The organism is Aliiroseovarius crassostreae (assembly GCF_025137635.1).
In the GTDB taxonomy this organism is placed as follows: Bacteria; Pseudomonadota; Alphaproteobacteria; order Rhodobacterales; family Rhodobacteraceae; genus Aliiroseovarius; species Aliiroseovarius crassostreae.
Map to the genome: position 1 here is coordinate 2,060,001 of NZ_CP080772.1, position 24,093 is coordinate 2,084,093.

General features: G+C 60.1%; 26 protein-coding genes and 2 tRNA genes. 10 read left to right on the forward strand and 18 right to left on the reverse strand.

Going from position 1 to position 24,093, the window contains the following annotated elements:
- Positions 1-935: 935 nt before the first annotated feature.
- The 14 genes from K3J57_RS09830 to K3J57_RS09895 all read right to left on the reverse strand — a co-directional run bounded on the left by K3J57_RS09830 (position 936) and on the right by K3J57_RS09895 (position 9,927).
- A tRNA-Phe gene (locus K3J57_RS09830) sits at positions 936-1,010 on the reverse strand.
- A 113-nt stretch (positions 1,011-1,123) separates the two neighbouring features.
- The gene (locus K3J57_RS09835; protein ID WP_055189778.1) at positions 1,124-1,318 is read right to left on the reverse strand and encodes a DNA gyrase inhibitor YacG; all 195 of its coding nucleotides are present in this window, start codon (positions 1,316-1,318) and stop codon (positions 1,124-1,126) included.
- Positions 1,315-2,349 carry a ribonuclease E/G gene (locus tag K3J57_RS09840; protein WP_259791351.1) on the reverse strand — a complete coding sequence of 345 codons (1,035 nt, stop codon included), beginning with the start codon at positions 2,347-2,349 and terminating at the stop codon, positions 1,315-1,317. The genes K3J57_RS09835 and K3J57_RS09840 overlap by 4 nt, the downstream gene beginning before the upstream one ends.
- 12 nt (positions 2,350-2,361) lie before the next feature.
- Positions 2,362-2,943 (reverse strand): Maf family protein, encoded by a 582-nt coding sequence (locus tag K3J57_RS09845; protein ID WP_259784155.1) that lies wholly within the window; start codon positions 2,941-2,943, stop codon positions 2,362-2,364.
- 16 nt (positions 2,944-2,959) lie between these two features.
- Positions 2,960-3,178 carry a translation initiation factor IF-1 gene (gene infA / locus K3J57_RS09850; protein ID WP_008186030.1) on the reverse strand — a complete coding sequence of 73 codons (219 nt, stop codon included), beginning with the start codon at positions 3,176-3,178 and terminating at the stop codon, positions 2,960-2,962.
- 86 nt (positions 3,179-3,264) lie between these two features.
- The gene (locus K3J57_RS09855; protein ID WP_259797760.1) at positions 3,265-4,152 is read right to left on the reverse strand and encodes a carbon-nitrogen hydrolase family protein; all 888 of its coding nucleotides are present in this window, start codon (positions 4,150-4,152) and stop codon (positions 3,265-3,267) included.
- Positions 4,153-4,320: 168 nt separating this feature from the next.
- On the reverse strand, positions 4,321-4,917 hold the full coding sequence (locus K3J57_RS09860; RefSeq protein ID WP_259791354.1) for a GNAT family N-acetyltransferase: 597 nt from the start codon (positions 4,915-4,917) through the stop codon (positions 4,321-4,323).
- On the reverse strand, positions 4,914-5,309 hold the full coding sequence (locus K3J57_RS09865) for a ketosteroid isomerase-related protein (RefSeq protein ID WP_055189786.1): 396 nt from the start codon (positions 5,307-5,309) through the stop codon (positions 4,914-4,916). The genes K3J57_RS09860 and K3J57_RS09865 overlap by 4 nt, the downstream gene beginning before the upstream one ends.
- Before the next feature lie 138 nt (positions 5,310-5,447).
- Positions 5,448-5,912 (reverse strand): arsenate-mycothiol transferase ArsC, encoded by a 465-nt coding sequence (locus tag K3J57_RS09870; RefSeq protein WP_259774065.1) that lies wholly within the window; start codon positions 5,910-5,912, stop codon positions 5,448-5,450.
- A 3-nt stretch (positions 5,913-5,915) separates the two neighbouring features.
- Positions 5,916-6,398 (reverse strand): UPF0262 family protein, encoded by a 483-nt coding sequence (locus K3J57_RS09875; RefSeq protein WP_259795629.1) that lies wholly within the window; start codon positions 6,396-6,398, stop codon positions 5,916-5,918.
- A gap of 10 nt (positions 6,399-6,408) precedes the next feature.
- Entirely contained in the window at positions 6,409-7,710 is a 1,302-nt protein-coding gene (gene hisD, locus K3J57_RS09880; RefSeq protein ID WP_259795632.1) for a histidinol dehydrogenase, read from the reverse strand.
- Positions 7,711-7,974: 264 nt separating this feature from the next.
- The gene (locus K3J57_RS09885; RefSeq protein WP_259784159.1) at positions 7,975-8,457 is read right to left on the reverse strand and encodes a DUF2948 family protein; all 483 of its coding nucleotides are present in this window, start codon (positions 8,455-8,457) and stop codon (positions 7,975-7,977) included.
- A 6-nt stretch (positions 8,458-8,463) separates the two neighbouring features.
- Positions 8,464-9,729, reverse strand: a complete 1,266-nt coding sequence (murA, locus tag K3J57_RS09890) for a UDP-N-acetylglucosamine 1-carboxyvinyltransferase (protein ID WP_259784164.1) — start codon at positions 9,727-9,729, stop codon at positions 8,464-8,466.
- A gap of 15 nt (positions 9,730-9,744) precedes the next feature.
- A complete protein-coding gene (locus K3J57_RS09895; RefSeq protein WP_055189795.1) occupies positions 9,745-9,927 on the reverse strand; it encodes a hypothetical protein in 183 nt (60 codons plus the stop codon).
- A 90-nt stretch (positions 9,928-10,017) separates the two neighbouring features.
- On the opposite strand from K3J57_RS09895, the gene K3J57_RS09900 reads away from it, so the two are divergent.
- The 4 genes from K3J57_RS09900 (at position 10,018) to K3J57_RS09915 (ending at position 12,608) form a co-directional block, all read left to right on the forward strand.
- Positions 10,018-10,092 (forward strand) — tRNA-Thr (locus K3J57_RS09900).
- Between the two features lie 239 nt (positions 10,093-10,331).
- On the forward strand, positions 10,332-10,943 hold the full coding sequence (locus K3J57_RS09905; RefSeq protein WP_259775618.1) for an autoinducer binding domain-containing protein: 612 nt from the start codon (positions 10,332-10,334) through the stop codon (positions 10,941-10,943).
- A gap of 76 nt (positions 10,944-11,019) precedes the next feature.
- Positions 11,020-11,607 (forward strand): acyl-homoserine-lactone synthase, encoded by a 588-nt coding sequence (locus K3J57_RS09910; RefSeq protein WP_173485646.1) that lies wholly within the window; start codon positions 11,020-11,022, stop codon positions 11,605-11,607.
- Positions 11,608-12,026: 419 nt separating this feature from the next.
- Complete coding sequence (locus tag K3J57_RS09915) at positions 12,027-12,608, forward strand: outer membrane protein (protein ID WP_259795635.1); 582 nt, start codon at positions 12,027-12,029, stop codon at positions 12,606-12,608.
- A gap of 116 nt (positions 12,609-12,724) precedes the next feature.
- Here K3J57_RS09915 and K3J57_RS09920 read toward each other — a convergent pair whose 3' ends face one another.
- Positions 12,725-14,617, reverse strand: coding sequence for an acyl-CoA synthetase (locus K3J57_RS09920; RefSeq protein WP_259795637.1), 1,893 nt, complete (start codon positions 14,615-14,617; stop codon positions 12,725-12,727).
- 208 nt (positions 14,618-14,825) lie between these two features.
- The gene (locus K3J57_RS09925; protein WP_259795639.1) at positions 14,826-16,625 is read right to left on the reverse strand and encodes an ABC transporter transmembrane domain-containing protein; all 1,800 of its coding nucleotides are present in this window, start codon (positions 16,623-16,625) and stop codon (positions 14,826-14,828) included.
- Between the two features lie 235 nt (positions 16,626-16,860).
- Here K3J57_RS09925 and K3J57_RS09930 point away from each other — a divergent pair, with 235 nt between their 5' ends.
- Positions 16,861-18,015 (forward strand): THUMP domain-containing class I SAM-dependent RNA methyltransferase, encoded by a 1,155-nt coding sequence (locus K3J57_RS09930; protein ID WP_259795642.1) that lies wholly within the window; start codon positions 16,861-16,863, stop codon positions 18,013-18,015.
- 12 nt (positions 18,016-18,027) lie between these two features.
- Here K3J57_RS09930 and K3J57_RS09935 read toward each other — a convergent pair whose 3' ends face one another.
- On the reverse strand, positions 18,028-18,417 hold the full coding sequence (locus K3J57_RS09935) for a carboxymuconolactone decarboxylase family protein (protein WP_259774057.1): 390 nt from the start codon (positions 18,415-18,417) through the stop codon (positions 18,028-18,030).
- Between the two features lie 39 nt (positions 18,418-18,456).
- Positions 18,457-19,155 carry a GntR family transcriptional regulator gene (locus tag K3J57_RS09940; RefSeq protein WP_259791371.1) on the reverse strand — a complete coding sequence of 233 codons (699 nt, stop codon included), beginning with the start codon at positions 19,153-19,155 and terminating at the stop codon, positions 18,457-18,459.
- A gap of 100 nt (positions 19,156-19,255) precedes the next feature.
- Here K3J57_RS09940 and K3J57_RS09945 point away from each other — a divergent pair, with 100 nt between their 5' ends.
- From K3J57_RS09945 to K3J57_RS09965, 5 genes are read left to right on the forward strand one after another with little or no spacing between them, the layout of a single operon-like run.
- Positions 19,256-19,858 (forward strand): amino acid synthesis family protein, encoded by a 603-nt coding sequence (locus K3J57_RS09945; RefSeq protein ID WP_173485652.1) that lies wholly within the window; start codon positions 19,256-19,258, stop codon positions 19,856-19,858.
- A complete protein-coding gene (locus K3J57_RS09950; RefSeq protein WP_259795644.1) occupies positions 19,830-20,654 on the forward strand; it encodes an alpha/beta fold hydrolase in 825 nt (274 codons plus the stop codon). The genes K3J57_RS09945 and K3J57_RS09950 overlap by 29 nt, the downstream gene beginning before the upstream one ends.
- Positions 20,647-21,573: a flavin reductase family protein gene (locus tag K3J57_RS16050; protein WP_311196468.1), complete on the forward strand. Its 927-nt coding sequence runs from the start codon at positions 20,647-20,649 to the stop codon at positions 21,571-21,573. The genes K3J57_RS09950 and K3J57_RS16050 overlap by 8 nt, the downstream gene beginning before the upstream one ends.
- The gene (locus K3J57_RS09960) at positions 21,570-22,607 is read left to right on the forward strand and encodes an LLM class flavin-dependent oxidoreductase (protein WP_259791373.1); all 1,038 of its coding nucleotides are present in this window, start codon (positions 21,570-21,572) and stop codon (positions 22,605-22,607) included. Before K3J57_RS16050 ends, K3J57_RS09960 begins: the two co-directional genes overlap by 4 nt.
- A gap of 18 nt (positions 22,608-22,625) precedes the next feature.
- Entirely contained in the window at positions 22,626-24,089 is a 1,464-nt protein-coding gene (locus tag K3J57_RS09965) for an aldehyde dehydrogenase (protein ID WP_259795646.1), read from the forward strand.
- Positions 24,090-24,093: the final 4 nt, after the last annotated feature.

Consider the following 24,093-nt stretch of genomic DNA (forward strand, 5'->3'; position numbering starts at 1 on the left):
ATCATCTCGTCCGCTCCGTCTCGCGTCCCGCCGTGCGCCTCAGCGCCGCCGGTGAAGGGGGTTCTAAGTCTTAAACCAAACACCCGCAACCCCTTTTTTGACCGAAATCCCATTTTTTCCAAATTTTCTCATTTTCTCTATGAAAACAACGCATTAACACAATCTTCACAAAGACAGCCCCCCTGTTGCAGCAACTTTATTACCGCCGGCCCCTTCTCAGAGCAAGTTATCCCAGCCTCTCCCCCTGCCCGAGGCCCCGACCTTCCGTAAAAGCCCGGTGAATCGCTGCGACTCCCACAAATCCGGGCGCGACTCGCCGCAGGCCCTCGTGCTTCACCACCCCGTAACATCGAAATTTCGTGAAAATCCCACCCAGTCCGGAATCGAATGCCAACAAACATGGCCGCCCTCCCCCGAAAGCCACGCGAGTCATCTTCAAGTGAACATGATACTGTCATCGAAGGAATGCGCCGCGATGTCTGGGAGCGGCGTAGAACTTTAACAAGGGGGTCGAACACTCAACCCAGCTCCCCTACCCCATTCCATTCCCATCATCCGGGCGCCACAGCATTGCTGACGTCTTGCCCAAACAGCCACACGCAAAAGCAGAGAGGCCCCTTGCTGTAAACCTGAAGAGAATGCGCCAAGGGTCGACCCAGCTCAGCACGGACCAAACCAGGCCTTCATCGCGACCCGTCAGAAGAAACATGCAACAAAGAGGGGCTTGATAATCCCGCATACAATTTGATCTCACTCGATGACGAGATCGCGAGCCACCAAGCTGACCCGATCCCGGCGAGGCTGGCTTGACTTGATTTGCTGAGTTTCTGCCAAAATCGATATCTCGACAGCCCCCACACAACACCCACACGCTTGAATGCCTGCAAGGACCAATAGTCACAAACTGCATTATCCGTTTAGAATATAGGGTTAAATGGTGCCCGGGGGCGGAATCGAACCACCGACACGAGGATTTTCAATCCACTGCTCTACCCCTGAGCTACCCGGGCACGGGAGAAGCGATTTACGTCTGACACGCTACTGTGTGTTGGACGTTGCATCGTTCGGGTAGCGGGGTTCTAGTCTTGGGCGACGGGGGTGTCCAGAGGAAAAATCGACTTTTTCACTGCGGGCGCAAAGTTTTTTCCGAAAGCGCCTTTGCGATCTCCTCCATCGCTTCATCCGCATCCTCCGGTGCGTCAGCCGGAACGGCGTAGGAGCCGTTCAGCCAGCGTCCCAGGTCCACATCTGCGCAGCGCCGCGAACAGAACGGGCGGTATTTCGGATCGGTATCCTTGGCGCAGATCGGACAGCTCATGACAGGCTTTCCTTGAGCGCGATCCGCTCTCTTTTACGCTGCAATTCGAAATTGCCCAGCACGGTCCAGCCCGCCAGAGAGGTCTCAACCCCATCCGCCCTGAAGGCATTGCGCAAAGCCGTTTCGATCTGGCGACGTTCTTTCTTGGGGCTGGGGGCAAAATCGACAACAATCTGCCCGCCGAGCCCCCGCACCCGCAACGCACGCGGCAACGCCTTTGCCAGGGCGATATTGGCCTTAAGACCCGCCGCGGGGCTGGCATCCGGGCCGGTATTCACATCCACCGCAACCAATGCACGCGTGGCTTCAACAAAGGCATACGCCCCGCCCGGAAGACGCACCCGCGCCCCAAGGGCCTCATCAATCAGATCCTCGACACCGTGGCGTTCAAATGCCCCCTCGGCATCATCAAGCTGGTCGGGCAGGTCCCATTCACGCCAGGCAAGCGCGTGAACATCGGCCCCTTCCACCAAAAGCTCCGGACGGCTCCCCTCAGCATCGGCCATGACCGCGCGGGACAGATCCAGCATCGCCACGATATCATCCGCCACATCCGCATCGGACCCGCTGACCGAGACCGACCGCAGAATCAGCCCCTCGTCGGCCTCCCCCATCACGTCATGGGCAATTTCCAACAGGCGCTCGCGTTCCTCTTCATCCCGAATGGCGCGGCTGACATTCAGACCGGGCGCGCCGGGGGTGACAATGGCGTAGCGGCTTTTAAAGAGCACTTTTTGCGTGACCGGCACCGCCTTGCCTGCTTCGGCAAATCCGATCACCTGCACCAGGATCGCCTGGCCGGGCGAAAGCCCCTTGCCCTGACGCAGAAACGCTGTTTCCCCATCCGGCAGGCGCAGCATCATGCCCCCCTGCCCCTTCAACGGACGATCACAGATCGCCCGGTAAATGGCTCCGGGCAGAGCGTATTGTTCAGGCGGTTCGATCAGAAGGTCATCCAGTTGCCCATCGACAATGCGCGCAGCTGCAAGGCGGCCCCGATAGGTATCAAGCGCGACAATACTGCCCTTCATGATCTTCGTTCCTTATATATCGTAAAGTGGGAAGCCCGCGGCGATCAGCAGGTTGGCGGTCTCATGCACCGGCAACCCCACCACCGAGGTATAGCTCCCCTCGATCCAGCTGACAAAAGCGCCCGCCGGACCCTGAATGGCATATCCACCCGCCTTGCCCTGCCAGTCACCCGAGGCCAGATAGGCTGCAAGCTCCTGATCTGACAGGCGTTTCATTTTGACCGCGGTCACGACATCCCGCGCCCAGCGGCCTGTCGCAGTCCGGACCACAACCGAGGTGATCACCTTGTGACGCCGCCCCTCTAGCGCGCGCAGGAACGCGGCGGCCTCGGCTTCGTCACGGGGTTTTCCCATGATCCGACGCCCAAGCGCGACGGTGGTATCTGCGCACAGCACCACCTCATCGGAGGCCACGTCCATCGCATCCGCCTTGGCACCGGCAATGCGGCGGCAATAATTCAACGGAAGCTCGCCCTTCAGCGGGGTTTCATCCACATCCGGTGGGCGCACCGCATCAGCACGAAGGCCGAGCTGACCCAACAGCTCGGCCCTTCGGGGGCTTCCAGACCCGAGAATCAACTTGGGACGCGTCATGCGCCTGTGATCCCGATTACTTGAAGCGGTAATTGATCCGACCCTTGGTCAGATCATAGGGGGTCATCTCGACCTGCACCTTGTCGCCAGCCAGAACACGGATGCGGTTTTTCCGCATCTTGCCTGCCGTATGCGCGATGATCGTATGGCCGTTTTCCAGCTCGACCAGAAATGTCGCGTTCGGCAGGAGTTCCTTCACGACACCGGGGAATTCGAGCAGTTCTTCCTTGGCCATGTTCACTCCTGTTAAAACACCCGTCCATCACGGGCGCCCTTTAAATGGTCCCAAACGGGAGGGTTTTCAAGGGAAATTCGGCCGTTTCAGAACAAAGTGACATTTGTGACGGGGAAAACGCGGTTTTCCTGTTCATCCCAATGGGTTTTGGTCAGCACATTGCCATCGCGCCGCACCTCTCGGATCGCCTGCAAATCGACCTCGGCCAAGGTCCATCCCGGCGTGTCGAAACTGCCCTGTGCAAGGATGCCATTGGCGGGGAACCCCTTGTCGGGCGGGCCATAAATGGCCGCAGCCCCCGTGTTGACATCCACCACCTCGTTCCAATCTGCCCGTCCCTGCGTCGGGGCGTGAACGGTGATGCATTGTCCTTCCAATGCCCGCGCCATGGCCCCCACCCGCACGCGGGTATAGCCCTCCAACCCTTCCGTGGCAGAGGGCACCAGAATGATCTCGGCCCCCGCGTCGATCAGCGCCCGCCCCAACAGGGGAAACTCGCTGTCATAACAGATCAGAACACCGATCTTGCACAGCGCAGTGTCCATCACAACAAGCGGCCGCCCGCCCTGCACCTGCATCGGGTCCCGCTCCCACCGGGTCATGATCTGCTTGTCATGAATGACCTGCGCCCCGTCCGGGGTGAAAAATGTGGCGCGGTTCACAGGGCGCGGGAAATCCGGGTCGAAACACGGGCCGGAGGGGCCAAGGATGTGGACACCCTGCGCCGCCGCAAGCCCCGCGAGAACCGCGTTCATCTCGTCCATCCGATCCGCAACCACCCGCATCGACGCCTGCACATCAGCCGCAATATCGCGCCCCGCCAGCGACGCGAGCTCCATTGCACCATATTCGGGGAAAACCAAAAGCTCTGCCTTCTGCTCCGCCGCCGCCCCGACCCAGCGCGCGAGCTTGTCTTCAACGCTGGCCCAGTCCTCATGCCAGTCAATCGGATAGGCCGCCGCCGCAATACGCAGTTTGCTCATGATCTTCCTCTTATCGTTCAGGGGCGCTGCCCCTCGCCTCTTCGAGGCTCACCCCGGGATATTTTCAACCAGAAAATAGAGGCTCCCGTCCCGGTCATTTTCTGGTCAGAAATATCCTGGGGTGAGGACAAAGTCCGAGGGGCAAAGCCCCTGCTTCCCTCACAGGGCGCGGATCCAGAATTGGAGTTGCTTTACATCTTCTTTCACTTTTCCAACATCTTTCCAGGAAAAAGACGCAAGAACCCCATCAATCTTTTCATATCCCCGTTTTCGCCAAAACTCATCCAACGGGCGATAGTTGGCGGGTCTGGCCGGGTGATCCAATGGGCGGATCACGCTGCAAAACGCGGCGTATCGGCGCCCGAGGGTGCGGGCATGTGCTTCGCGGATGTCAAAAAAGCGATGCCCGATACCGCGCCCACGAAAGCTCGGCAACAGCACGCTTTCCGCATGATAAAAGATGTCGCCAAGCTCATATCCGCTCTTTGCAAAAGCCGCGGCGAAATCATCGGCATGATCTTCCATCGGCGTGCCGGTTGCCGCCCCGACCAGCCTATCATCCTCAAAGGCCCCAACCAGCACCGCCCCTTCGGATTTGCGATAGCTCTGCAGGTAGCGGTGTTCATATTCGAATGTCCCATCGTAGAGATAAGGCCAGTCGCGAAACACCTGCATGCGCAGTCGGGCCACATCTTCCAGATGATCCTCCAGATCCGCACCCGTCAGGGGGCGAACATCAATCCCCGCGGACGTCATGAGACCTGCCGGATCCAGTCGTTGAGGTTGTAATAGGTGGTCACCCGCGTGATCAGCCCGTCCTTGAGAGAGAAGAATGCCCCGGCGGGCAGCACATAGGTCTGGCCATGCGCCTCTGGCAGTCCCGGATCGGTTTTCAGATAGGTGCCATTCACGGTAAATTCGGCCGCGCCACGGGTGCCATCCGCGCTGACCATCACCACCATATCGGTGAGCTGCTCGCTATAGGTTTCATTCATATGGGCACAAAATTCACCAAACGCGTCTTTGCCCACGCGCCGTGCCCCTTCATTCACGTCATGCACGAACTCATCCGACAGGCAGGCCACCATGCCCGCGATGTCCCCCGCATTGAATGCGGCATAGTAGCGTTGAATAGTGTCGCGGCTCATCCGGTTTCCTCAGCTGATCTCATGGACTTTTTGCCAAACTGCCGCCATGGCACCGGCGGCACAAGCCGGAATGCGACGCTTCACGCCGTATTCCCACCGCAAGCGTCCGGTTCCCGCCCGGCAAAAGCACCCGGAGGATTAAAGCGGAGGCACCCCTTCGGGCAGACCGAAATGCGCCTGCAGTTTTGCACGGATCTGGTCGCGGGCCTGACGGTAAGCGTCAAGCTTTTCCTCGCGCCGCGTTCCAATCGCGGTGGGATCAATAATGGGCCAGTAGATCACCTCAAGATGACAGCGCCGGGTCAGTTCCTCAGCACGGGCCTGACTGGCGGGCGACAGCGCAATCACCAGATCGAAACTGGACAGGTCATCCCCCCATTCCTCCATCTGGTCAAAACTGCGCACCTTATGCGCCGACAGTTCGACCCCAAGTTCGGAACAGACCGCCACGGCAAAGCCGTCGATTTCCAGTTCGGAATGCACCCCCGCTGACTGGACATATATGTCCTGCCCGTAAAGTGCCTTCATCAGCCCTTCGGCCATCGGTGAGCGCACCGAATTATGATCACAACAAAAAAGAACCGACTGCGGCCGATCAACCATGTATTATCCCCAGTGCAATACACAGATCAGAGTGAACAGGCGGCGCGCGGTGTCAAGATCAATTTCCGCTTTGCCCTCAAGCCGCTCCTGCAGCACCCGCGCCCCTTCGTTATGAATCCCGCGCCGCGCCATGTCGATGGCTTCGATCTGGCTGGGCGGCAGGGTCTTGACCGCATCGAAATAGCTTTCACAGATCGCAAAGTAATCCTTCACCACCTGACGAAATGGCCCAAGCGACAGAAGAACCAGACCCGCAGGCGTGCCCTCTTCGGTCTGGGCCTCCATCACCAGACGTTTTTCCTGAATGGCCAGACGCAGATGATAGGGGCCTTCCGGCACGATCTGGTCGCCCCGTGCCTCGAGGGCAAAGCTGTTGTCTTCCAGCAGGTCAAACACCGCCACCTTCCGTTCCTGCTCAATCGCAGGGGTGGGGGCGGCCAGTCCGGTCTCGTCAATGTCGATATGGGTGATACGGTTTGTGCTCATGGTCTCAGGTCTACTCGTTCAGGGCGTCAAGCCGCGCACGCACGGACAGGCCATGCGCCTCAAGGCTTTCGGAAATGGCAAGGGTTTCAGCCGCCGGTCCGATCGCGGCCAATGCGGCCGGGGTCATCCGCGCCAGGGTGGTGCGCTTGATGAAATCCATCACCGACAGACCCGACGAAAAGCGGGCCGAGCGCGCGGTGGGCAGCACATGGTTCGGCCCCCCAACGTAGTCGCCAATGGCTTCCGGCGTGAACTGGCCAAGGAAAATCGCCCCGGCATGGGTGCATTTCTGACCCAGCGCATCCGGGTCCGCGACGCAAAGCTCCAGATGTTCCGGCGCAATGCGGTTCGACAACGCCGCCGCCTCATCCAGATCGCGCACGGTGATCACCGCGCCAAAATCACGCCAGCTCGCCCCGGCAATCGCGCGCCGTTCCAGCGTCTGCAACCGGGCATCAACGGCATCAGCCACTGCGCGCCCAAATTCCTCATCGGTGGTGATCAGGAGAGATTGCGCGCTCTCATCATGTTCGGCCTGGCTCATCAGATCCAGCGCCAGCCAGTCCGGGTTGTTATCCGCATCCGCAATCACAAGGATTTCCGACGGGCCCGCAATCATGTCGATGCCCACCTTGCCAAACACCCGGCGCTTGGCAGCCGCCACAAATGCGTTGCCCGGCCCGGTGATCTTGTCGACCGGTTGAATGCTCTCTGTTCCATAAGCCAGCGCCGCAACCGCCTGCGCCCCGCCAACCCGGTAAATCTCATCCACTCCTGCAATTTTCGCAGCAAGCAGCACAAGCGGATTGACCTGTCCATCCGGCGTGGGCACGGTGATCGCCAGACGCTCAACCCCCGCCACCTTGGCCGGAATTGCGTTCATCAAAACCGAGGACGGATAGGTCGCCAACCCGCCGGGCACATAAAGCCCCGCCGCCGAGACCGGCGTCCAGCGCCAGCCCAGATCAGCACCGCTGTCATCGGTCCACATGGCGTCCGCAGGCAGTTGTTTCTCGTGATAGGCCCGGATCCGCGCGGCCGCGAGTTCCAGCGCCTCCCGGTCCGCCTCTGCCACCTTCGCGCATTCCGTCGCAATTTCGCTTTCGCTAAAACGCAGACGATCTGCCGTCAGCTCCAGACGGTCAAACTTCGCCGTCAGCTCCAGAACCGCCGCATCCCCACGCGCACGCACATCCGCAATGATGCCCGCCACGATATCATCCACCTCCGGGCTGTCCTCGCGCTTCATCGACAAAAGCCCGGCAAAGCGCGCTTCGAAATCGGCGTCCTGACTGTTCAGAAACTGGGGCATGGTGATCTCCTTTGACCAACCTCTAACGGCCCGCCCCCCTGCCCTCAAGCCCGCACCCGCCACTTGGGCACATTTTTCCGCCCTTATTTTCTGGTTTGAAATATCCTGGGGTGAATTGGCGCAGCCAAGAGGGGCAAAGCCCCTGTTTACCCGAGCGTTTCGGGAGCAACCTCTGACACATGGTTATTCCGAAACGCCCATGACATTGGCGTCTCTTACCGGGTGTCCATTTATTCCCGTGATCCAACACTACGTAGAAACGCTTCAGGGATGCTCGGGCGTATGTTTCGAGGGCGCAATATAGGGTCGGGTCACGTCCTGAAGCGTGACATCCAGCGTCTCGACCTCCAGCTGGATCGCGCCATCGCCCGCCAGTGTCAGTTCAACCACGCCGGTGCCATCCTCTCCGGCGGAAAATGACAGCGACAACAGGGACAGGATCGTGTCCGCATCTCGCGACACTCCCTGGCTTTTCACCTTCATCACATCTGATACCGACAGCACCGCCTGCACCCGCTCCACCTCGCGTCCCCGCAGCTTTGCCGCCTCCAGGTCTTCCCAGCGGAACCGGTTCAGGAGCAGGGAAAACCGGCGTTTCCCTGCCTGCCACGACATCTCGGACGCCGGAAACACCGCATCTTGCGTCAGCGTTGACAGAACCTGCAGATCTTCCGTGTCATAGGCCAGAAGGCGCAGCGCCTCTTCGCCGCCATCTTCGAACCGGGCATCCGCGATCTCGTGTGTCATGTGGGCTTACTCCTTGATCCGTTCGATCTTCGCCCCGATCGACGACAGTTTGCGCACCACTTTCTCATAGCCGCGATCAAGGTGATAGACCCGGCTGACAATGGTTTCCCCCTCGGCCGCCATGGCCGCCAGGATCAACGAGACCGAGGCGCGCAGATCGGTGGCCATCACCGGAGCGCCCTTCAGCTTCTCAACCCCATGCACAGTGGCCGTGCCCCCATGCACCTCGATATTGGCCCCCATCCGCATCAGTTCCGGCGCATGCATGAACCGGTTTTCAAAGATCGTTTCATGCAGGGTCGACGTGCCTTCGGCGGTGCAGAGCATCGCCATCATCTGCGCCTGAAGATCGGTCGGGAAGCCGGGGAACGGTTCGGTGGTCACATCCACCGCCGAGACACGCCCGTTGCGGCGGGCCACTTTCAGCCCCTTTTCGGTCTCTTCCACATGGATGCCTGCCGCGTCGAGCTTTTCGCAAAAGCTCTCAACCAGCGAAATGCGCCCGCCGAGGCATTCCACCTCCCCCCCGGCAATCGCCGGGGCCAGCATATAGGTGCCCAGTTCGATCCGGTCGGTGACAACCGGATGGGTGGCGCCATGCAGGCGATCAACCCCCTGAATGATGATCTCGGACGTGCCGTCCCCGTCGATCTGCGCCCCCATCTTGCGCAGGCAATCCGCGAGGTCGACGATCTCGGGCTCGCGGGCGGCATTTTTCAGCACCGTTGTGCCCTTTGCCAGCGTGGCGGCCATCATGATGTTCTCGGTCGCCCCCACCGAGGCAAAGCTGAGCTCAATCTCGGCCCCTTTCAGACCGCGCGGCGCCTTGGCGTGCAGATACCCTTCCTTGAGCTCAATCTCGGCGCCCAGTTTTTCGAGACCAAAGATATGCAGGTCCATCGGGCGGGCGCCAATCGCGCAGCCACCGGGAAGCGACACAACCGCGTGGCCCAGACGCGCCAGCATCGGCCCCAGCACAAGGTTCGATGCGCGCATTTTGCGCACGATGTCATATTCTGCCACGTGGTTGTTGATGTCATGGCTGGACATGGTCAGGACCTGTCCCTCCTGCATCGACGCGGCTTCGGCCCCAAGGCTTTCCAGAAGCTCGGTCATGGTCTTGATATCAGACAGGCGCGGCGCGTTGGTCAGGGTCAGCGGCTCTTCGCTTAAAAGCGTCGCGGGCATCAGGGTCAGGCAGGCGTTTTTGGCCCCTGCAATCGGGATTTGCCCGTTCAGCGCACCGCCGCCTGTTACAATAATCGAATCCATCTGAACCGCCTCTCTTTACTCTTTCTGCTCTGGTCCGGGCTGTTCACCCGCCTGATATGCCTGATTTTCAGCCTGATCCGCCCGCGCACGGGCCTGGGCCTTGCGCCGCCCCATATTGGCCTTCAGCGCAGCCTTCAATCGGTCTTCACGGGATAGCCCTTTTTTTGCGGGCTTTGCAGGGGAGTTTTTCTGTTCCATGGAAAATTATTTACCCCAGACCAAAAAAAGGGTCCAGAAGGGGCTTGCACCCCTGAGCGAATATGAGTATTCCCCGCCTCACACAACGATGCTGTGGTAGCTCAGTGGTAGAGCGCACCCTTGGTAAGGGTGAGGTCGGGAGTTCAATCCTCCCTCACAGCACCATCCCCCCCAAATCAGAATACACAGTAAAATACAATCCTCGCGGGTCTTCTGTGACATCCTACCGCATGGGAAGAGCTGGCTTTTTCGGTGTTTTTTCCACGGATCCCCAAAGAAAAAAGAGCTTTGCGCACCGGGCGTGGCGCAAAGGAGTGTGGCGCAGCGCGCGCTATGGCGGATTACCTTAAGGTAATGCGCAATTTTGGGTTGTAAAGCCCCGTTAAGGTAAACAGAATTTGCCCATGGGACGTAACCAGAGTATCGATTCTTTGTTGTCAGAACTGACCCCCTTGGCGGAAGCGGGGTATTTCATCGGTTTGCACATCCGGTTTGCCTCGCCGCTGATGACATTTCAGACCTTCCCGCAGGCCTGGACCGATCACTATACCCAAAATGCCTACGCCCTGCGCGATCCGCTGATCGCAACCGGGATTTCCCATACTGGCGCCATCCGCTGGAGTGCAATCACCCTGCCGGATCCCTTTGGCATTATGGACGAGGCCAAGACCTTCGGACTGGCCTACGGGGTCTGCGTCTCTTGTGGGCCTGTGACCTCTCGCACGGTTGCAAGCGTGGCGCGCAGTGATCGCGAATTCACCGACGAAGAGATTGCCACGATTACGGGCATCGTCCTGAGATTGCATCATGAAACCCAGCCCCCTGACAGCCTGACCAATGCCGAAATCGAAGCCCTGCGCATTCTGGCGGCAGGGGAAAGATATGCCAATGGCGCTGCCCTGCTTGGCATTTCGGAAAGCGCGCTGAAAGCCCGACTGAGCTCGGCGCGCAAGAAACTGTTTGCGCGCACCTCGGCCGAGGCCATCCAGCGCGCCAAAGATTACCGCCTGATCTAGGCGGCGACCCCGGGACATCGACCACTGCCACTGGCGGTGTCCTCCACTTTTGCTCAATCTTACCTGGAGGGAAGTCATGCAAACCACCACTCTTTCGTTCGAAAATCTGCACAACCATGGCGAGCTTTTCGCAAATCTGCTTCGCGCAAGACGGCAGAGTTTCATCGTTCAAAACAACTGGGACCTGCCCGAGGCGCTGGGGATGGAATATGACCAGTATGACACCCCGGCCAGCCGTTGGGTTGCGGTGCATGAATTTGGGCAGATCCTTGCCGGGATTCGGCTGACCCCGACCACCACGCGCTGCGGCATCTACAGCTACATGATCCGTGACGCTCAGCTGGGCCTGCTGGAGTCGATTCCGCAGGATCTGCTTTATGACGAGGCCCCGGTGGCCGACAATATCTGGGAATCGAGCCGCGTTTTCGTGGCACATGACACGCCACAGCGCATTCGCAACGTGGTGCATGGGATGCTGATCAGCCAGATGACCAAAACTGCCCGCGATCTGGGGGCAACCCAGGTTCTGGGTCTCATTCCCGCGGCCTGGCCCCGCTTTGCCAAACGGCTGAAACTGGATATCGAGGCCGCCGGGCGCATCATGCATCTCGACGGTGTCGACAATCAGGTGGTGAAGATCAACCTGACCAAGAAACTGCACTGACCCTGCCGACTGCAGGGCAAGAAGGGCGCACCCCTGCGCCCTTTCTTGCCGGTTTTGACCGATTTTCTCCCCGCTCTGGCGGAACAATATTATTTTAGCTAGTCTTTCAGAGCATTTTCGCACCAGGGATACGCCTTAAGGCGCCCCCGCCCGCGCAATGATGATCCGTGTTCAGACGGTGTTGCAGCTGCCATGAACACCCCTTCATATGCAGCGGATCCGGGGGCAGGCATTCCGATCAGGCCCATAGGGGTCTGGCAAAATAACGTTTCGGGACATGTGGGTGTCCTATCTTTCCAGTGACGTTTCCTGTGACCATTATTTTTCCCGAAGCGCCCAAAAAATTGACATCTCTTGCCGCGTCTCGGCCGTTCAACCCCTCAGGGAAAGGCCGATCCGCTTTAGGAAAGGATCAGACCATGTTCAAAACGATTTCCTGTTTTTCAATTGTAGCACTTATGGCTGGCGGCAGCGCCCATGCGGGCAACCCCAGCCCCGCCCCTGCGCCCCAACCGGTTTACGTGGCCCCGGCCCCACCCCCCTCGGTCGACTGGACCGGCGCGTATATCGGCGCGGAGATTGGTTATGGCGATGTTGGCACAAATATTCCCGGCGCAAATGGGGACGGGCTGATCGGCGGGATCATCGCCGGGTATGACTACGATTTTGGCACCTGGGTGGCCGGGCTTGGCATTGATTATGACGTCACCGATATCGATATCGGCGGCGAGGCCAATCTGGAGCACGTCCTGCGCCTCAAGGCCCGTGGCGGACCCAAGCTGGGACGGGGGCTGGCCTATCTCACCGGCGGCTATGCCCACACATCCGTTGAGGATCGGGACGACAGCGGATATTTCATCGGCCTTGGATATGAACACCGCATGACCGACAATTTCAGCGTCGGGGCGGAGCTTCTGTATCACGAATTCTCGGATTTTGACGGATCCGGCGTGGATGTGGATGCCACCACCATCCAGCTGCGCGCCAGCTATCGGTTCTGATCCGGTCAAAGCGTTTCGGGGTCACGCGCCTGACACCTGATGGCGCGGCGTTTTAAACGCCAAACGCCCGGGATAGGTCCCGGGCGTTTGCAAAGACTTTCTTTGTGGACTGCGCGTCATTCCATCCATTCATAGGGCCGGGTGAACTCCCCCAGCACATGGGAAATCGCTTCGTAATCCACCTCACCGCGGGCTTTGAGGCGGGCGACCAGACCGCGTTTCTTATCGTCGATCACCTCAGCCACGAACGCCTCATGCCCAGCGTCAGAAAGGGCCTGATCATAGATCCGGGCAATTGCCTTTTTACGCAGATCCGGCTTGAACACCTTGCCCACGGCGGTTTTCGGCAGCTCGTCCAGGATCTCGATATATTTCGGCAGGGCGGCCTTTTCATGGATATGGGTCTTGGCATAGGCGCGCAGCTCTTCCGGGGTGGTCGAGCCCCCCGCAACCAGTTCCACATAGGCGCAGGGCAGCTCACCCGCATAGCTGTCAGGCTGGCCAATGGCGCCCACCATGGCAATGGCCTCATGCCCGGCCAGACATTCCTCGATCTCGGCCGGGTCGATATTGTGACCACCGCGAATGATCAGATCCTTGGCGCGGCCGGTGATCCACAGATAGCCATCTTCGTCCAGACGCCCGAGGTCGCCGGTGCGCATATAGGTGCCGTCCGCGAACATGCCGGCATTCTTTTCGGCCTCGGTATAGGTATTGCCGGTGAACACACCGGGGTTGGTCAGGCAGATCTCGCCCACCTCATCCACACCATGTTCCTTCAGGATCGTGCCGCTTTCATCACAGCTGAGGATCTTGATGTCGGTATAGGGGAACGGCACCCCGACCGACCCCACCTTCTTGGCCCCGGTCGGCGGGTTGCACGACACCAGACAGGTGGCTTCGGTCAGACCATACCCTTCGACGATGTTCACACCAGTCGCGTCAACAAAGCGGTTGTAAAGCTCGATCGGCAACGGGGCAGATCCCGAAAACGCCGTCTTCAGCGTTGACACATCCGCATCCACCGGGCGCTGCATCAGGGCTGAAATGGCGGTGGGCACGGTGATCATGAAACTGACCTTGTAACGCTCGATCAGCTTCCAGAAATTGTCAAACACGCCATCCCCGCGATAACCCGCCGGGGTCGGATGCACAAAATGCGCCCCCGACATCAGGCAGGACATCCAGATCACATGCACCGCAAAAACATGAAACAGCGGCAGCGGGCACATGATCACATCTTCTTCATTGAACAGAAGATTGGCCCCCAGCCAGCCATTATAGACCATGCCCGAGTTTTTATGCTGCGCCACTTTCGGCGTGCCGGTGGTGCCGCCGGTATGGAAATAGGCCGCCACGCGATCCTCGCCGCTATCGGAAAAGTCCAGAACCTTGTTCTGCTTGGCCATCTCGGCATTGAAATTCAGCACGCGGGCATTGTGTTTCACCGGCACTTTCGGGCGGATGAGTGGCACGATCCAGCTTTTCGGCGGCTTGAGATAGCGGTTGAGGTCAATCTCCAGCACCGTTTTCACATTGGGCGCCATCGCCACGGCTTCATTGGCAAGCTGGGCAACCTCGGCCTTGGGAAAGGCCCGTAGTGTGACCAGCACCTTGGCATTGGTTTCACGCAGGATGCCCGCCACCTGTTCGGCATCCAAAAGCGGGTTGATCGGGTTCACGATCCCCGCGATCCCGCCCCCCATCAGCGTATACATCGTCTCGTTCGAGTTGGGCAGCAAATAGGCGATCACATCGTTTTCACCAATTCCCAGCGACCGAAACAGGTTTGCCGCCTGACAGGACCGCTCCAGCATCTCACGCCAGGTCACGGTCTCCTTCGGATCCGCCGCCCCGGATGTCAGCTGAAACGACACGGCCGGACGGTTCGGGAATTTCTTCGCCGTGCGTTCCAGCATCTGGTAAAGCGACTTTGGCGTGTCGCGTTCCTCCCATGTCATTTCGGCCTCAACCGCGTTCCGGTCAATCATCGAGCCAAAATCATACATTCTTCTTCCTCCCGCGCCCTTTTATGTGGGTCGTCTGATCCGAAAAGAATGGTCGCAAAAGCGAGGCCGGGCAAGGGGAACCTGACGCGCGAGTAAAGTGCAGTTGCGTCACTTCATAAAAACAACGGAAAAAACGAAAAACGGACCGATCCCGGAGGGTCGATCCGTTTCTTAACGTGTTTGCAATAGTTTACCTTAGGTTAGATCCTCAGGCCCCGCCTTCCGTGAATTGCAGCTTGGCCAGGCGCGCATAAAGTCCGCCCCCCTCGACCAGCTCATCATGGGTGCCCTGGGCCACAATCCGCCCCTCTTCGAACACCACAATCCGGTCCGCCTTTTTCACCGTTGCCAGGCGGTGTGCCACGATCAGCGTGGTGCGCCCCTGCGCCAGCTCATCCACTGCAGCCTGGACCAGACGCTCACTTTCGGCATCCAGTGCCGAGGTCGCCTCATCCAGCAGCAGAACCGGCGCGTCGCGCAGGATTGCACGGGCAATGGCGATGCGCTGCTTCTGCCCGCCTGACAGCATCACCCCACGCTCTCCCACATAGGTGTCATATCCGTCCGGCAGGCTGGTCAGAAACTCATGGGCCGCTGCCGCCCGGGCCGCTGCCTCCACCTCGGCATCACTTGCATCGGGGCGACCAAAGCGAATGTTCTCGCGTGCTGACGTGGCAAACACCACCGCATCCTGCGGCACCATGGCGATATATTTGCGGAAATCGTCACGGCGCATGTCGCGCAGATCCACGCCATCCAGTTCCACCGAGCCGGAGGCCGGATCATAAAACCGTTCCAGCAGCTGGATAATGGTTGACTTCCCGGCCCCGGACGGCCCGACAAGAGCCACGGTCTCACCGGGTTTCACCTCCAGCGTGATCCCCTCAAGGGCTGCAAAATGCGGTCGCGACGGATAGTGGAAGGTCACATCCTTGAACGAAATCGCCCCTTCGGGACGGGCCGAGATCAGCTTGGGTTCAGCCGGGTCCTGCACCTTGTCCTCGGCATTCAAGAGCTCCACCAGCCGCTCGGTCGCCCCCGCTGCCCGCTGCAGCTCCGACCAGATCTCGGACAGGGCGCCCACCGCGCCCGCCACCATGATCGAATAGATCACAAACTGGACCAGCGCGCCGATCGACATACCGCCAGCGGTCACATCATGCATCCCGATCCACAGGATCCCCACCACGCCCGAGAAGATCAGCGTGATCACGATCACCGTCATGATGGCCCGCGTCGTGATACGGATCCGCGCGCTGTCGAAACTTTCCTCGGTCAGGTCGGCAAATTCACGGCGGCTCAGATCCTCATGGGTAAAGGCCTGCACGGTCTGCACCGACAAAAGCGATTCCGACGCATTGCCTGAACTTTTGGCGATCCATTCCTGGTTCTCACGCCCCAGATTGCGCAGGCGCCGCCCGAGGATGATGATCGGCACCACCACAATCGGCACCAAAAGCAGCACAAGCCCCGTCAGCTTGGCCGAGGTGAACAGCATCAGGATCAGACCACCCAGGAAAATGAACACATTGCGCAGGGCCACCGAAACCGACGATCCGATCACCGACAGGATCAGCGTGGTGTCGGTGGTGATCCGGCTCAGAACCTCCCCGGTCATGATGCGTTCGTAAAAGGCCGGGCTCATGCCCACCACGCGGTCAAACACCGCCTTGCGAATATCCGCAACAACCCGTTCGCCCAGACGCGTCACCAGATAATAGCGCAGCCCGGTGCCCAGCGCGAGCAACCCCGCCACCGCAAGGGCGGCAACAAAATACTTGTCCAGCAGATGTGCCGTGGCCCCGTCAGCGCCAAAGCCATCCACCACCCGACGCACCGCAATCGGCAGGATCAGCGAAATCCCCGCCGTGAACACCAGCGCGGCAAACGCCCCGAGGATCCACAGCTTATGCGGCGCCATGAAGGGCCACAGCCCACTCAACGCGCCAATCCGCTTGGATTTCTCCCGCTCGTCGATATCCATCCCGGCGTTCTGTCGTCTTGCCATGCGGCTCTCCCTCATCGGGGCGGAAATGCCCCCGGCTCTGGCGAGGAATAACGACCCTGCCGCGCGGGAACAAGAGGCCGGGCCGGAATTGACGCCGGAAACACCCTTCCCCAGCCCCCTTTCCCCTGATCCCACGACTGCCATGCCGCAAAACCGGATCCATCGGTTGCACTGCGGGGTTTGGCACAGGACATGACCGCTTTCCCTTTGTGGCCCCGCGGGCTACACCAGCGCCATGACACAGCAGCACCCCGCGAAAAACACCCGCCTCGACATCTTCCTTGTCGCCCCGCCCGGCCTTGAACAGGCCCTGCGGGGGGAGGCACTTTCTGCCGGGTTTTCCGCCCCCAAATGCGTGCCCGGCGGGGTGCAGTTTCAGGGGCGCTGGCAAGAAGTCTGGCGCGCGAACCTGACCTTGCGCGGCGCAACCCGTGTTCTGGTGCGCATCGACCAGTTTCCCGTGACCCACCTGTCGCAGCTCGACAAGCGCGCCCACCAGGTGGATTGGGCCGCCGTTTTGCCGCGAGGGATCCCGGTTCGGGTCGAAACCACCTGCCGGAAGTCGAAAATCTATCATGACCGCGCGGCCAGTGAACGCATTGAAAAGGCGCTGGTTGATGTGATCGGGGCACACCTGCCTGACCGCGCCGAAGAGGCCGAGATCACGGTGAAGGTGCGGATTGAAAAGGACCTCTGCACCATCAGCCTCGACAGCTCAGGCGAAAGCCTGCACAAGCGTGGCCACAAAACCGCCACCGGCAAGGCGCCGATGCGCGAAACCCTCGCCGCGCTGTTTCTGCGTGAGATGGGGTTTGACGGCAATCAGCCCGTGCTGGACCCGATGTGCGGCTCCGGCACATTTGTGATCGAGGCCGCAGAGTGGGCGGCGGGGCTGCTGCCGGGGCGCAGCCGCAGTTTTGCCTTCGAAAGGCTTACAACTTTCGACTTTGAGACCTACCAAAAGTTGAAAGAACGCCCTGCGCGCGCCCTTATAAACTTTAAAGTTTCCCCGCCGCAGTTCTTTGGCTCGGACCGCAACGCGGGTGCGGTTGAGAACAGTCGCAAGAACGCAGACAGCGCGGGGGTGGCGGCGCTCACCCAGTTCACCCACGCCGCGATCAGCGACCTTACCCGCCCCGACTGTGATCCGGGCATCGTGATCGTGAACCCGCCCTATGGCGAACGAATTGGCGATAAAAAACAACTCTTTGCGCTGCATGGCCGACTGGGTCAGGTGCTGCAAGAGCGGTTTTCCGGCTGGCGTGTGGGCCTGATTACCTCGGATGGGGGGCTGGCAAAAGCCACCAAACTGCCGCTCCTGCCCCCCGGCCCGCCCGTGGATCACGGCGGCCTGCGGGTCAAGCTTTACCAGACGGATCCGCTGCCCTGATCTGATCGGGACTCACGCGTCCTTCGGCAAAAGATCCCGTTCTTCCAACACCTTGCGCGCAATGCGAAAACACTCCACCCCCTGCGGCACGCCGCAATAGATCGCAATCACATGGATTGCGGCACGGATTTCTTCGAAGCTGACGCCATTATTGATCGCGCCATTCAGATGCAGTTCCCATTCGTGCATCTTGCCCAGCGCGCCAATCATCGACAGGTTCATGAGCGAGCGCGTTTTTGCGTCAATCGCCTCATCCCCCCAGCCAAAGCCCCAGCACCAGGCGGTCATCGCCTCCTGGAACGGACGAGAGAACTCATCCGCTGCTGCCAGATTTTTCTCAACATATTCAGCACCTAAGGTCGCTTTTCGCTTGGCCATCCCGGCCTTGAACAGATCATCCATTGTTGGTCCTTTCAGGAAGTTTGGAAACCGCAGTGGCGCTCATTCCAGCCCCGCCTCAGCCCCCTGTTCCGTTTCCGCCAAGAGCCGTTCGGCAATTTCGGTGGTGTCATCCAGATGTTGATTGACGGCCCTGCGCGCCGCCTGCGGATCCCCCGAGGTGATGGCATCACAAATCGCCTGCATATGCTCCGCGCCCGACCGCACCCGGTCGGTTGAGGACAATGTCATCATCCGCAACCGGGAGATCCTACCATTCAGCCGCTGCACGATTTCCCACGCAATATGATGCCCGGCCCCCTGGAAAATCTCGGAGTAGAAATCTGCTGAGGCCCGAAACAGATCGCCCGGCTCGCCCCCCCGCTCCCGCTGCAACCGCACCAAAGCAGCACAGAGGGACTTGGCCCGCTCCGGCGTGATCCGACGCGCGCAACTCTCGGCGGCAGCTGTTTCCAGCATTCGGCGGATGTCATAGATCTGGCGCGCATCATCGCGGCTCATCCTGGCCACAATCGGGCCGCGTCCGGGCAGGATCTCCACCAGTCCTTCTGCCTCAAGATACCGAATTGTTTCACGAATGACGGTTCGGCTGACCCCAAGCTGATCACATAACGGGCGCTCGACCAGGCGCTCACCCGGCTTGAAATGCCCCTCGATGATCGCATCCCGCACCCGCTCCTGCACCATGTCACGCAGGGTTTGGGGGGGCTGTTCTATCGGTGAAAGTATCGGTTTGGTCATGGGTCTCCCTTAGCAGCGACACGCATTTCAGGCAAGAGCATATTGACTGACTGCATTATGGTATACCATGATACTGGCATCGAATCGAGAAAGGCCCCCCATGCCCGCAGAAATCCGCAAAACACTGCTCCATATTGAAGACACGCTGATCGAAGGGGGCAAACCCGCCGAGACCCCTCTCAGGATGATTGCCGCCATTGCCGTGATCAAAAACCCCTGGGCCGGGCAAGGGTTTACCGAGGATTTGCGCCCCGCAATCCATGACTGTGCGCCAGGGCTGGGCAAGCTCCTGACAGATATGGTGCTGGACGCGGCAGGGGGTGGCGACAAGGTCGAGGGTTATGGCAAGGCCGCCATTGTCGGCATGAATGGAGAGGTCGAACATGCCTCTGCGCTGATCCACACCCTTCGTTTCGGCAACCACTATCGCGAAGCCGTCGGGGCAAAATCCTATCTGGCCTTTACCAACACCCGCGGCCCGGCCAACGCTCCGCTGCAAATTCCACTGATGGACAAAAACGATGGCGGCCGGCGCAGCCATTACCTGACCATTGCCTTGCAAGTGGCAGATGCGCCCGGAGCCGATGAAATTGTTGTGGCGCTTGGGGCCTCGATCGGCGGGCGCCCGCACCACCGCATCGGTGATCGCTATCAGGATCTGAAGGAATTGGGGCATGACCTCGACAATCCTGCCGCCGTATAAATCCTGCCCCCTTCCGGGGGGCACGCTGGCCTATCGCGAAGCGGGGCTTGGCCAGACCGTGGTTCTGATCCACGGGGTTGGCATGCAATCTGCCGCCTGGGCACCGCAAATTGCCACTCTGGCCCGCTCATATCGGGTGATCGCGCTGGACATGCCCGGTCATGGCGGCAGCTCCCCCCTTTCCGCACAGGCACAACTGGCAGATTTTGTGGTCTGGCTGGGCGGGGCTCTGGATGCCTTGGAGTTGGGCGCAGTCAGCCTGATCGGCCATTCCATGGGCGCGCTGATCGCCGCAGGATACGCCGTTACCCACCCCGAGCGGGTTGAGCGTGTTGCGCTTTTGAACGGTGTCTTTCGCCGCAGCCCAACCGCCCGCGCGGCGGTCCTGTCCCGCGCAGAAACGATCCGGTCCGGCGCGTTTGATCTGGAGACACCGCTGGAGCGCTGGTTCGGATCGACCCCGGCAGAAATTCAAGCCCGCAGTCAGGTGTCAGGCTGGTTAACCGAAGTTAATATCGACGGCTACGCAACGGCCTATACTGCTTTTGCGCGCGGGGACCAGACCTATGCGGATCAGATCAAACAGATCCAATGCCCGCTCCTTGCCCTTACCGGAGACGGCGACCTGAACTCAACACCTGCCATGGCGCAGGCCATGGCGGCCGAGACCCCAGACGGACATGCTGTCATCATTGAAGGCCACCGTCACATGGTAAACCTGACGGCCCCGGAAGCGGTCAACGCCGCCCTGGCAATCTGGCTCACATCCTCAACAAAGGAGCAATATCATGCGTGAGATTGATCCCCGTGCCCTTCGCAACGCCTTTGGTGCCTTCCTGACCGGGGTCTGCGTGGTGACCACCCATGATGCGGAGGGGCACCCGGTTGGGTTCACCGCAAACTCTTTCTCCTCGGTGTCCCTCGATCCGCCGCTGGTGTTGGTCTGCCTTGCCAATACATCAAGCAATTACAACACCTTTGCCCAGGCCGATGGCTTTGCGGTGAACATCCTCTCCGAAGGGCAGATCGATGTGTCAAACACCTTTGCCCGCCCGGTTTCCGATCGCTTTGCAGCGGTGGACTGGCAGGCGGGGCCGAAGGGCAGCCCGATTTTTTCCGGCACCTCCGCCTGGTTTGATTGTTCCATGTTCAACACGATCGAGGCCGGGGACCACCTGATTTTGATCGGCCGGGTCGAGGCGTTCGAGAACGGCACCGCCCCCGGTCTGGGCTATGCCCGTGGCGCCTATGTCACCCCCGCGGCCGAAGTCGAAGCCCTGTCCAATCAGGCCGACCTGATCATCTCGGCCCTGATTGAGCATAACAGCAAGGTGCTGCTGGTCGACACGCAAGACGGAAAACTTACCCTGCCGGAAACCAAGGTTAAGAAAGACGGGGCATCTGCGGCCCTGACCCGACTGATCGACGGTCTTGGCATCTGTGTCGATCCAGGCTTCATTTACTCGGTCTACGAAGATGAAACGCGCGGACATCAGCATATCTCGTTCCTCTGTCAGGCGGCGGAGGGCACCCCCGCGCAGGGCAGTTTTTCCGACCTGTCCCCTGCTGCCCTGAAAGACATCGCCGACCCGGCCATGTGCACCATGCTGGAACGGTTCGCGGCCGAAAGCCGGATGGGGAATTTTGGGGTGTATTATGGCAATCGAAACAGCGGCCATGTGCGCCCGTTGTCGCAAGGGAGTTCGTCCAAATGAAGTTTTCACTTTTTGCCCATATGGAGCGCATCTCGCCCGATCAGGACCAAAAGCAGCTTTATGACGAGTTCATCACCCTGTGCAAAATCGCCGATCAGGGCGGGATGCACGCGATCTGGACCGGCGAGCATCACGGGATGAACTTCACCATTGCGCCGAACCCGATGCTGAACCTGATCGACGTGGCGCGCCACACCGAAAATGTACGCCTTGGCACGGGCACGGTGATTGCGCCGTTCTGGCATCCGATCCGGCTGGCCGGTGAAGCGGCGATGACCGACATCATCACCGAAGGGCGTCTGGAGCTGGGCATCGCACGCGGCGCTTATGAGTTTGAATATGAGCGCCTTATGCCCGGCATGGACGCCTGGGAAGCGGGCCAGCGGCTGCGTGAGCTGGTGCCGGCGGTCAAGGCGCTGTGGAAGGGCGATTACGCCCATGACGGCGAGTTCCACCAGTTCCCCAAAACCACCTCGGCCCCGCAGCCGGTGCAGGCAGGCGGCCCGCCGGTCTGGATCGCCGCACGCGATCCGAACAGCCATGAATTTGCCGTGGCCAATGGCTGCAACGTGCAGGTCACGCCGCTGTGGAAAGGCGACGAAGAGGTTGCCGATCTGATGGGCAAGTTCAACGCCGCCTGTGAGAAGCATTCGGACCAGCCGCGCCCGAAGGTCATGCTCCTGCAACATACCTATGTGGCCGAAGATGCAGCCGACACCGAGTTGGGGGCGGAGGAGCTCAATCGGTTCTATTGCTATTTCGGCGCCTGGTTCATGAACAAGCGCGAGATCACGCAGGGATTGATCGAACCGCTGACAGAGGAGGACATTGCAAACCATCCGTTCTACTCTGCACAGGCCATGAAACGGGACCTGGTGATTGGCACCCCGGACGAGGTGATTGCGCGCCTCAAGGGGTATGAGGCGCTGGGATATGATGAATATTCCTTCTGGATCGACAGTTCGATGAGTTTTGAGCGCAAGAAAGCGTCGCTGGAGCGGTTTATCAAGGATGTGATGCCCGCATTCCAATAGCGGTTAAGGGACAGTAAAATGCAGAGATTTCAGCAGTATATTGGCGGCGCCTTCGAAGATGGGACCGCACAGTTCGACAGTCTTGACCCCGCCTGCGGGCAGGTCTGGGCAAAGATGCCCAATGCCTCGCCCGAGGATGTGAACCGGGCGGTGGAGGCGGCTGAAACGGCGTTTTTCTCATCTGAATGGGCGGGGATGACCGCAACCTCCCGCGGCAAGCTGCTGATGCGACTGGCGGATCTGATCGCGGAAAATGCACCGCGGCTGGCAGAGCTGGAAACCCGCGACACTGGCAAGATCATCCGCGAAACCTCGGCGCAGATCGCCTATGTGGCAGAATATTTCCACTATTACGCCGGGCTGGCCGACAAAATCCAGGGCGCGCATCTGCCGATCGACAAACCGGATATGGAGGTCTGGCTGCGGCGTGAGCCCCTGGGGGTCGTGGCCGCAGTGGTGCCGTGGAATTCGCAACTGTTCCTGTCTGCGGTCAAGATCGGCCCTGCGCTGGCGGCGGGCTGCACCATGGTGCTGAAAGCCTCAGAAGACGGGCCGGCACCGATGCTGGAATTTGCCCGGATCTTTGATCAGGCCGGCTTTCCCAAGGGCGTATTGAACGTGATCACGGGCGGGTCAGAGGTGGGCGCGGCCCTCACCCGCCACGAAAAAATTGCCCATGTGGCCTTTACCGGCGGACCGGAGACCGCGCGCCATATCGTGCGAAACTCGGCAGAAAACCTTGCCTCGACCTCATTGGAACTGGGCGGCAAATCCCCCTTCATCGTGTTCGACGACGCGGATTTGGAAAGTGCCGTCAATGCTCAGGTTTCCGGGATTTTTGCGGCGACCGGGCAAAGCTGCGTGGCGGGGTCACGCCTTGTTGTGCATGAAGACATCAAGGCAGCCTTTCTCGCCCGGCTCAAGGAAAAGGCCGAAGCGGTGGTGATCGGCGCACCGGATGACATGGCGACCGAGGTCGGGCCCCTTTGCACAAGGCGCCAGCGCGATCTGGCGCTGGACCTGATCGAACGGTCGGTGGCCCAGGGGGCAAAGCTTATCACCGGCGGGCAACCCGTTGACCGCGAAGGGTTCTATTTCCCGCCAACCATTCTGGATTGCGACGCGGCGCCCGACGCGGACAGCCTGACCCACGAATTCTTTGGCCCGGTGCTGTCCGTCGTGTCCTTTCGCAACGAGGAAGACGCCATACGCATCGCCAATGAGACAAAGTTCGGCTTGGCCTCTGGCCTGTTCACCCGGGACCTGACGCGCGCGCATCGGATGATCCGCGCCATCCGGTCAGGCATTGTCTGGGTCAACACCTATCGGGCGGTCAGCCCGATTGCCCCGTTCGGAGGGCACGGGCTGTCTGGTCATGGGCGCGAAGGGGGGATCGAGGCGGCGATGGAGTATACCAAGGTCAAATCGGTCTGGCTGCGGACCTCAGATGACCCGATCCCGGATCCATTTGTAATGCGGTGACAGC

Coding starts and splice junctions, on each gene's coding strand:
- K3J57_RS09960 (WP_259791373.1), top strand. CDS start 21,570: ATGAAGTTTTCACTTTTTGCCCATATGGAGCGCATCTCGCCCGATCAG.
- infA (WP_008186030.1), bottom strand. CDS start 3,178: ATGGCCAAGGAAGAACTGCTCGAATTCCCCGGTGTCGTGAAGGAACTC.
- K3J57_RS09920 (WP_259795637.1), bottom strand. CDS start 14,617: ATGTATGATTTTGGCTCGATGATTGACCGGAACGCGGTTGAGGCCGAA.
- K3J57_RS09945 (WP_173485652.1), top strand. CDS start 19,256: ATGCCCGCAGAAATCCGCAAAACACTGCTCCATATTGAAGACACGCTG.
- K3J57_RS09930 (WP_259795642.1), top strand. CDS start 16,861: ATGACACAGCAGCACCCCGCGAAAAACACCCGCCTCGACATCTTCCTT.
- K3J57_RS09840 (WP_259791351.1), bottom strand. CDS start 2,349: ATGAAGGGCAGTATTGTCGCGCTTGATACCTATCGGGGCCGCCTTGCA.
- K3J57_RS09885 (WP_259784159.1), bottom strand. CDS start 8,457: ATGACACACGAGATCGCGGATGCCCGGTTCGAAGATGGCGGCGAAGAG.
- K3J57_RS09905 (WP_259775618.1), top strand. CDS start 10,332: ATGGGACGTAACCAGAGTATCGATTCTTTGTTGTCAGAACTGACCCCC.
- K3J57_RS09950 (WP_259795644.1), top strand. CDS start 19,830: ATGACCTCGACAATCCTGCCGCCGTATAAATCCTGCCCCCTTCCGGGG.
- K3J57_RS09875 (WP_259795629.1), bottom strand. CDS start 6,398: ATGAGCACAAACCGTATCACCCATATCGACATTGACGAGACCGGACTG.
- K3J57_RS09925 (WP_259795639.1), bottom strand. CDS start 16,625: ATGGCAAGACGACAGAACGCCGGGATGGATATCGACGAGCGGGAGAAA.
- K3J57_RS09940 (WP_259791371.1), bottom strand. CDS start 19,155: ATGACCAAACCGATACTTTCACCGATAGAACAGCCCCCCCAAACCCTG.
- K3J57_RS09835 (WP_055189778.1), bottom strand. CDS start 1,318: ATGAGCTGTCCGATCTGCGCCAAGGATACCGATCCGAAATACCGCCCG.
- K3J57_RS16050 (WP_311196468.1), top strand. CDS start 20,647: ATGCGTGAGATTGATCCCCGTGCCCTTCGCAACGCCTTTGGTGCCTTC.
- K3J57_RS09870 (WP_259774065.1), bottom strand. CDS start 5,912: ATGGTTGATCGGCCGCAGTCGGTTCTTTTTTGTTGTGATCATAATTCG.
- K3J57_RS09860 (WP_259791354.1), bottom strand. CDS start 4,917: ATGACGTCCGCGGGGATTGATGTTCGCCCCCTGACGGGTGCGGATCTG.
- K3J57_RS09935 (WP_259774057.1), bottom strand. CDS start 18,417: ATGGATGATCTGTTCAAGGCCGGGATGGCCAAGCGAAAAGCGACCTTA.
- K3J57_RS09915 (WP_259795635.1), top strand. CDS start 12,027: ATGTTCAAAACGATTTCCTGTTTTTCAATTGTAGCACTTATGGCTGGC.
- murA (WP_259784164.1), bottom strand. CDS start 9,729: ATGGATTCGATTATTGTAACAGGCGGCGGTGCGCTGAACGGGCAAATC.
- K3J57_RS09965 (WP_259795646.1), top strand. CDS start 22,626: ATGCAGAGATTTCAGCAGTATATTGGCGGCGCCTTCGAAGATGGGACC.
- hisD (WP_259795632.1), bottom strand. CDS start 7,710: ATGCCCCAGTTTCTGAACAGTCAGGACGCCGATTTCGAAGCGCGCTTT.
- K3J57_RS09845 (WP_259784155.1), bottom strand. CDS start 2,943: ATGACGCGTCCCAAGTTGATTCTCGGGTCTGGAAGCCCCCGAAGGGCC.
- K3J57_RS09895 (WP_055189795.1), bottom strand. CDS start 9,927: ATGGAACAGAAAAACTCCCCTGCAAAGCCCGCAAAAAAAGGGCTATCC.
- K3J57_RS09910 (WP_173485646.1), top strand. CDS start 11,020: ATGCAAACCACCACTCTTTCGTTCGAAAATCTGCACAACCATGGCGAG.
- K3J57_RS09865 (WP_055189786.1), bottom strand. CDS start 5,309: ATGAGCCGCGACACTATTCAACGCTACTATGCCGCATTCAATGCGGGG.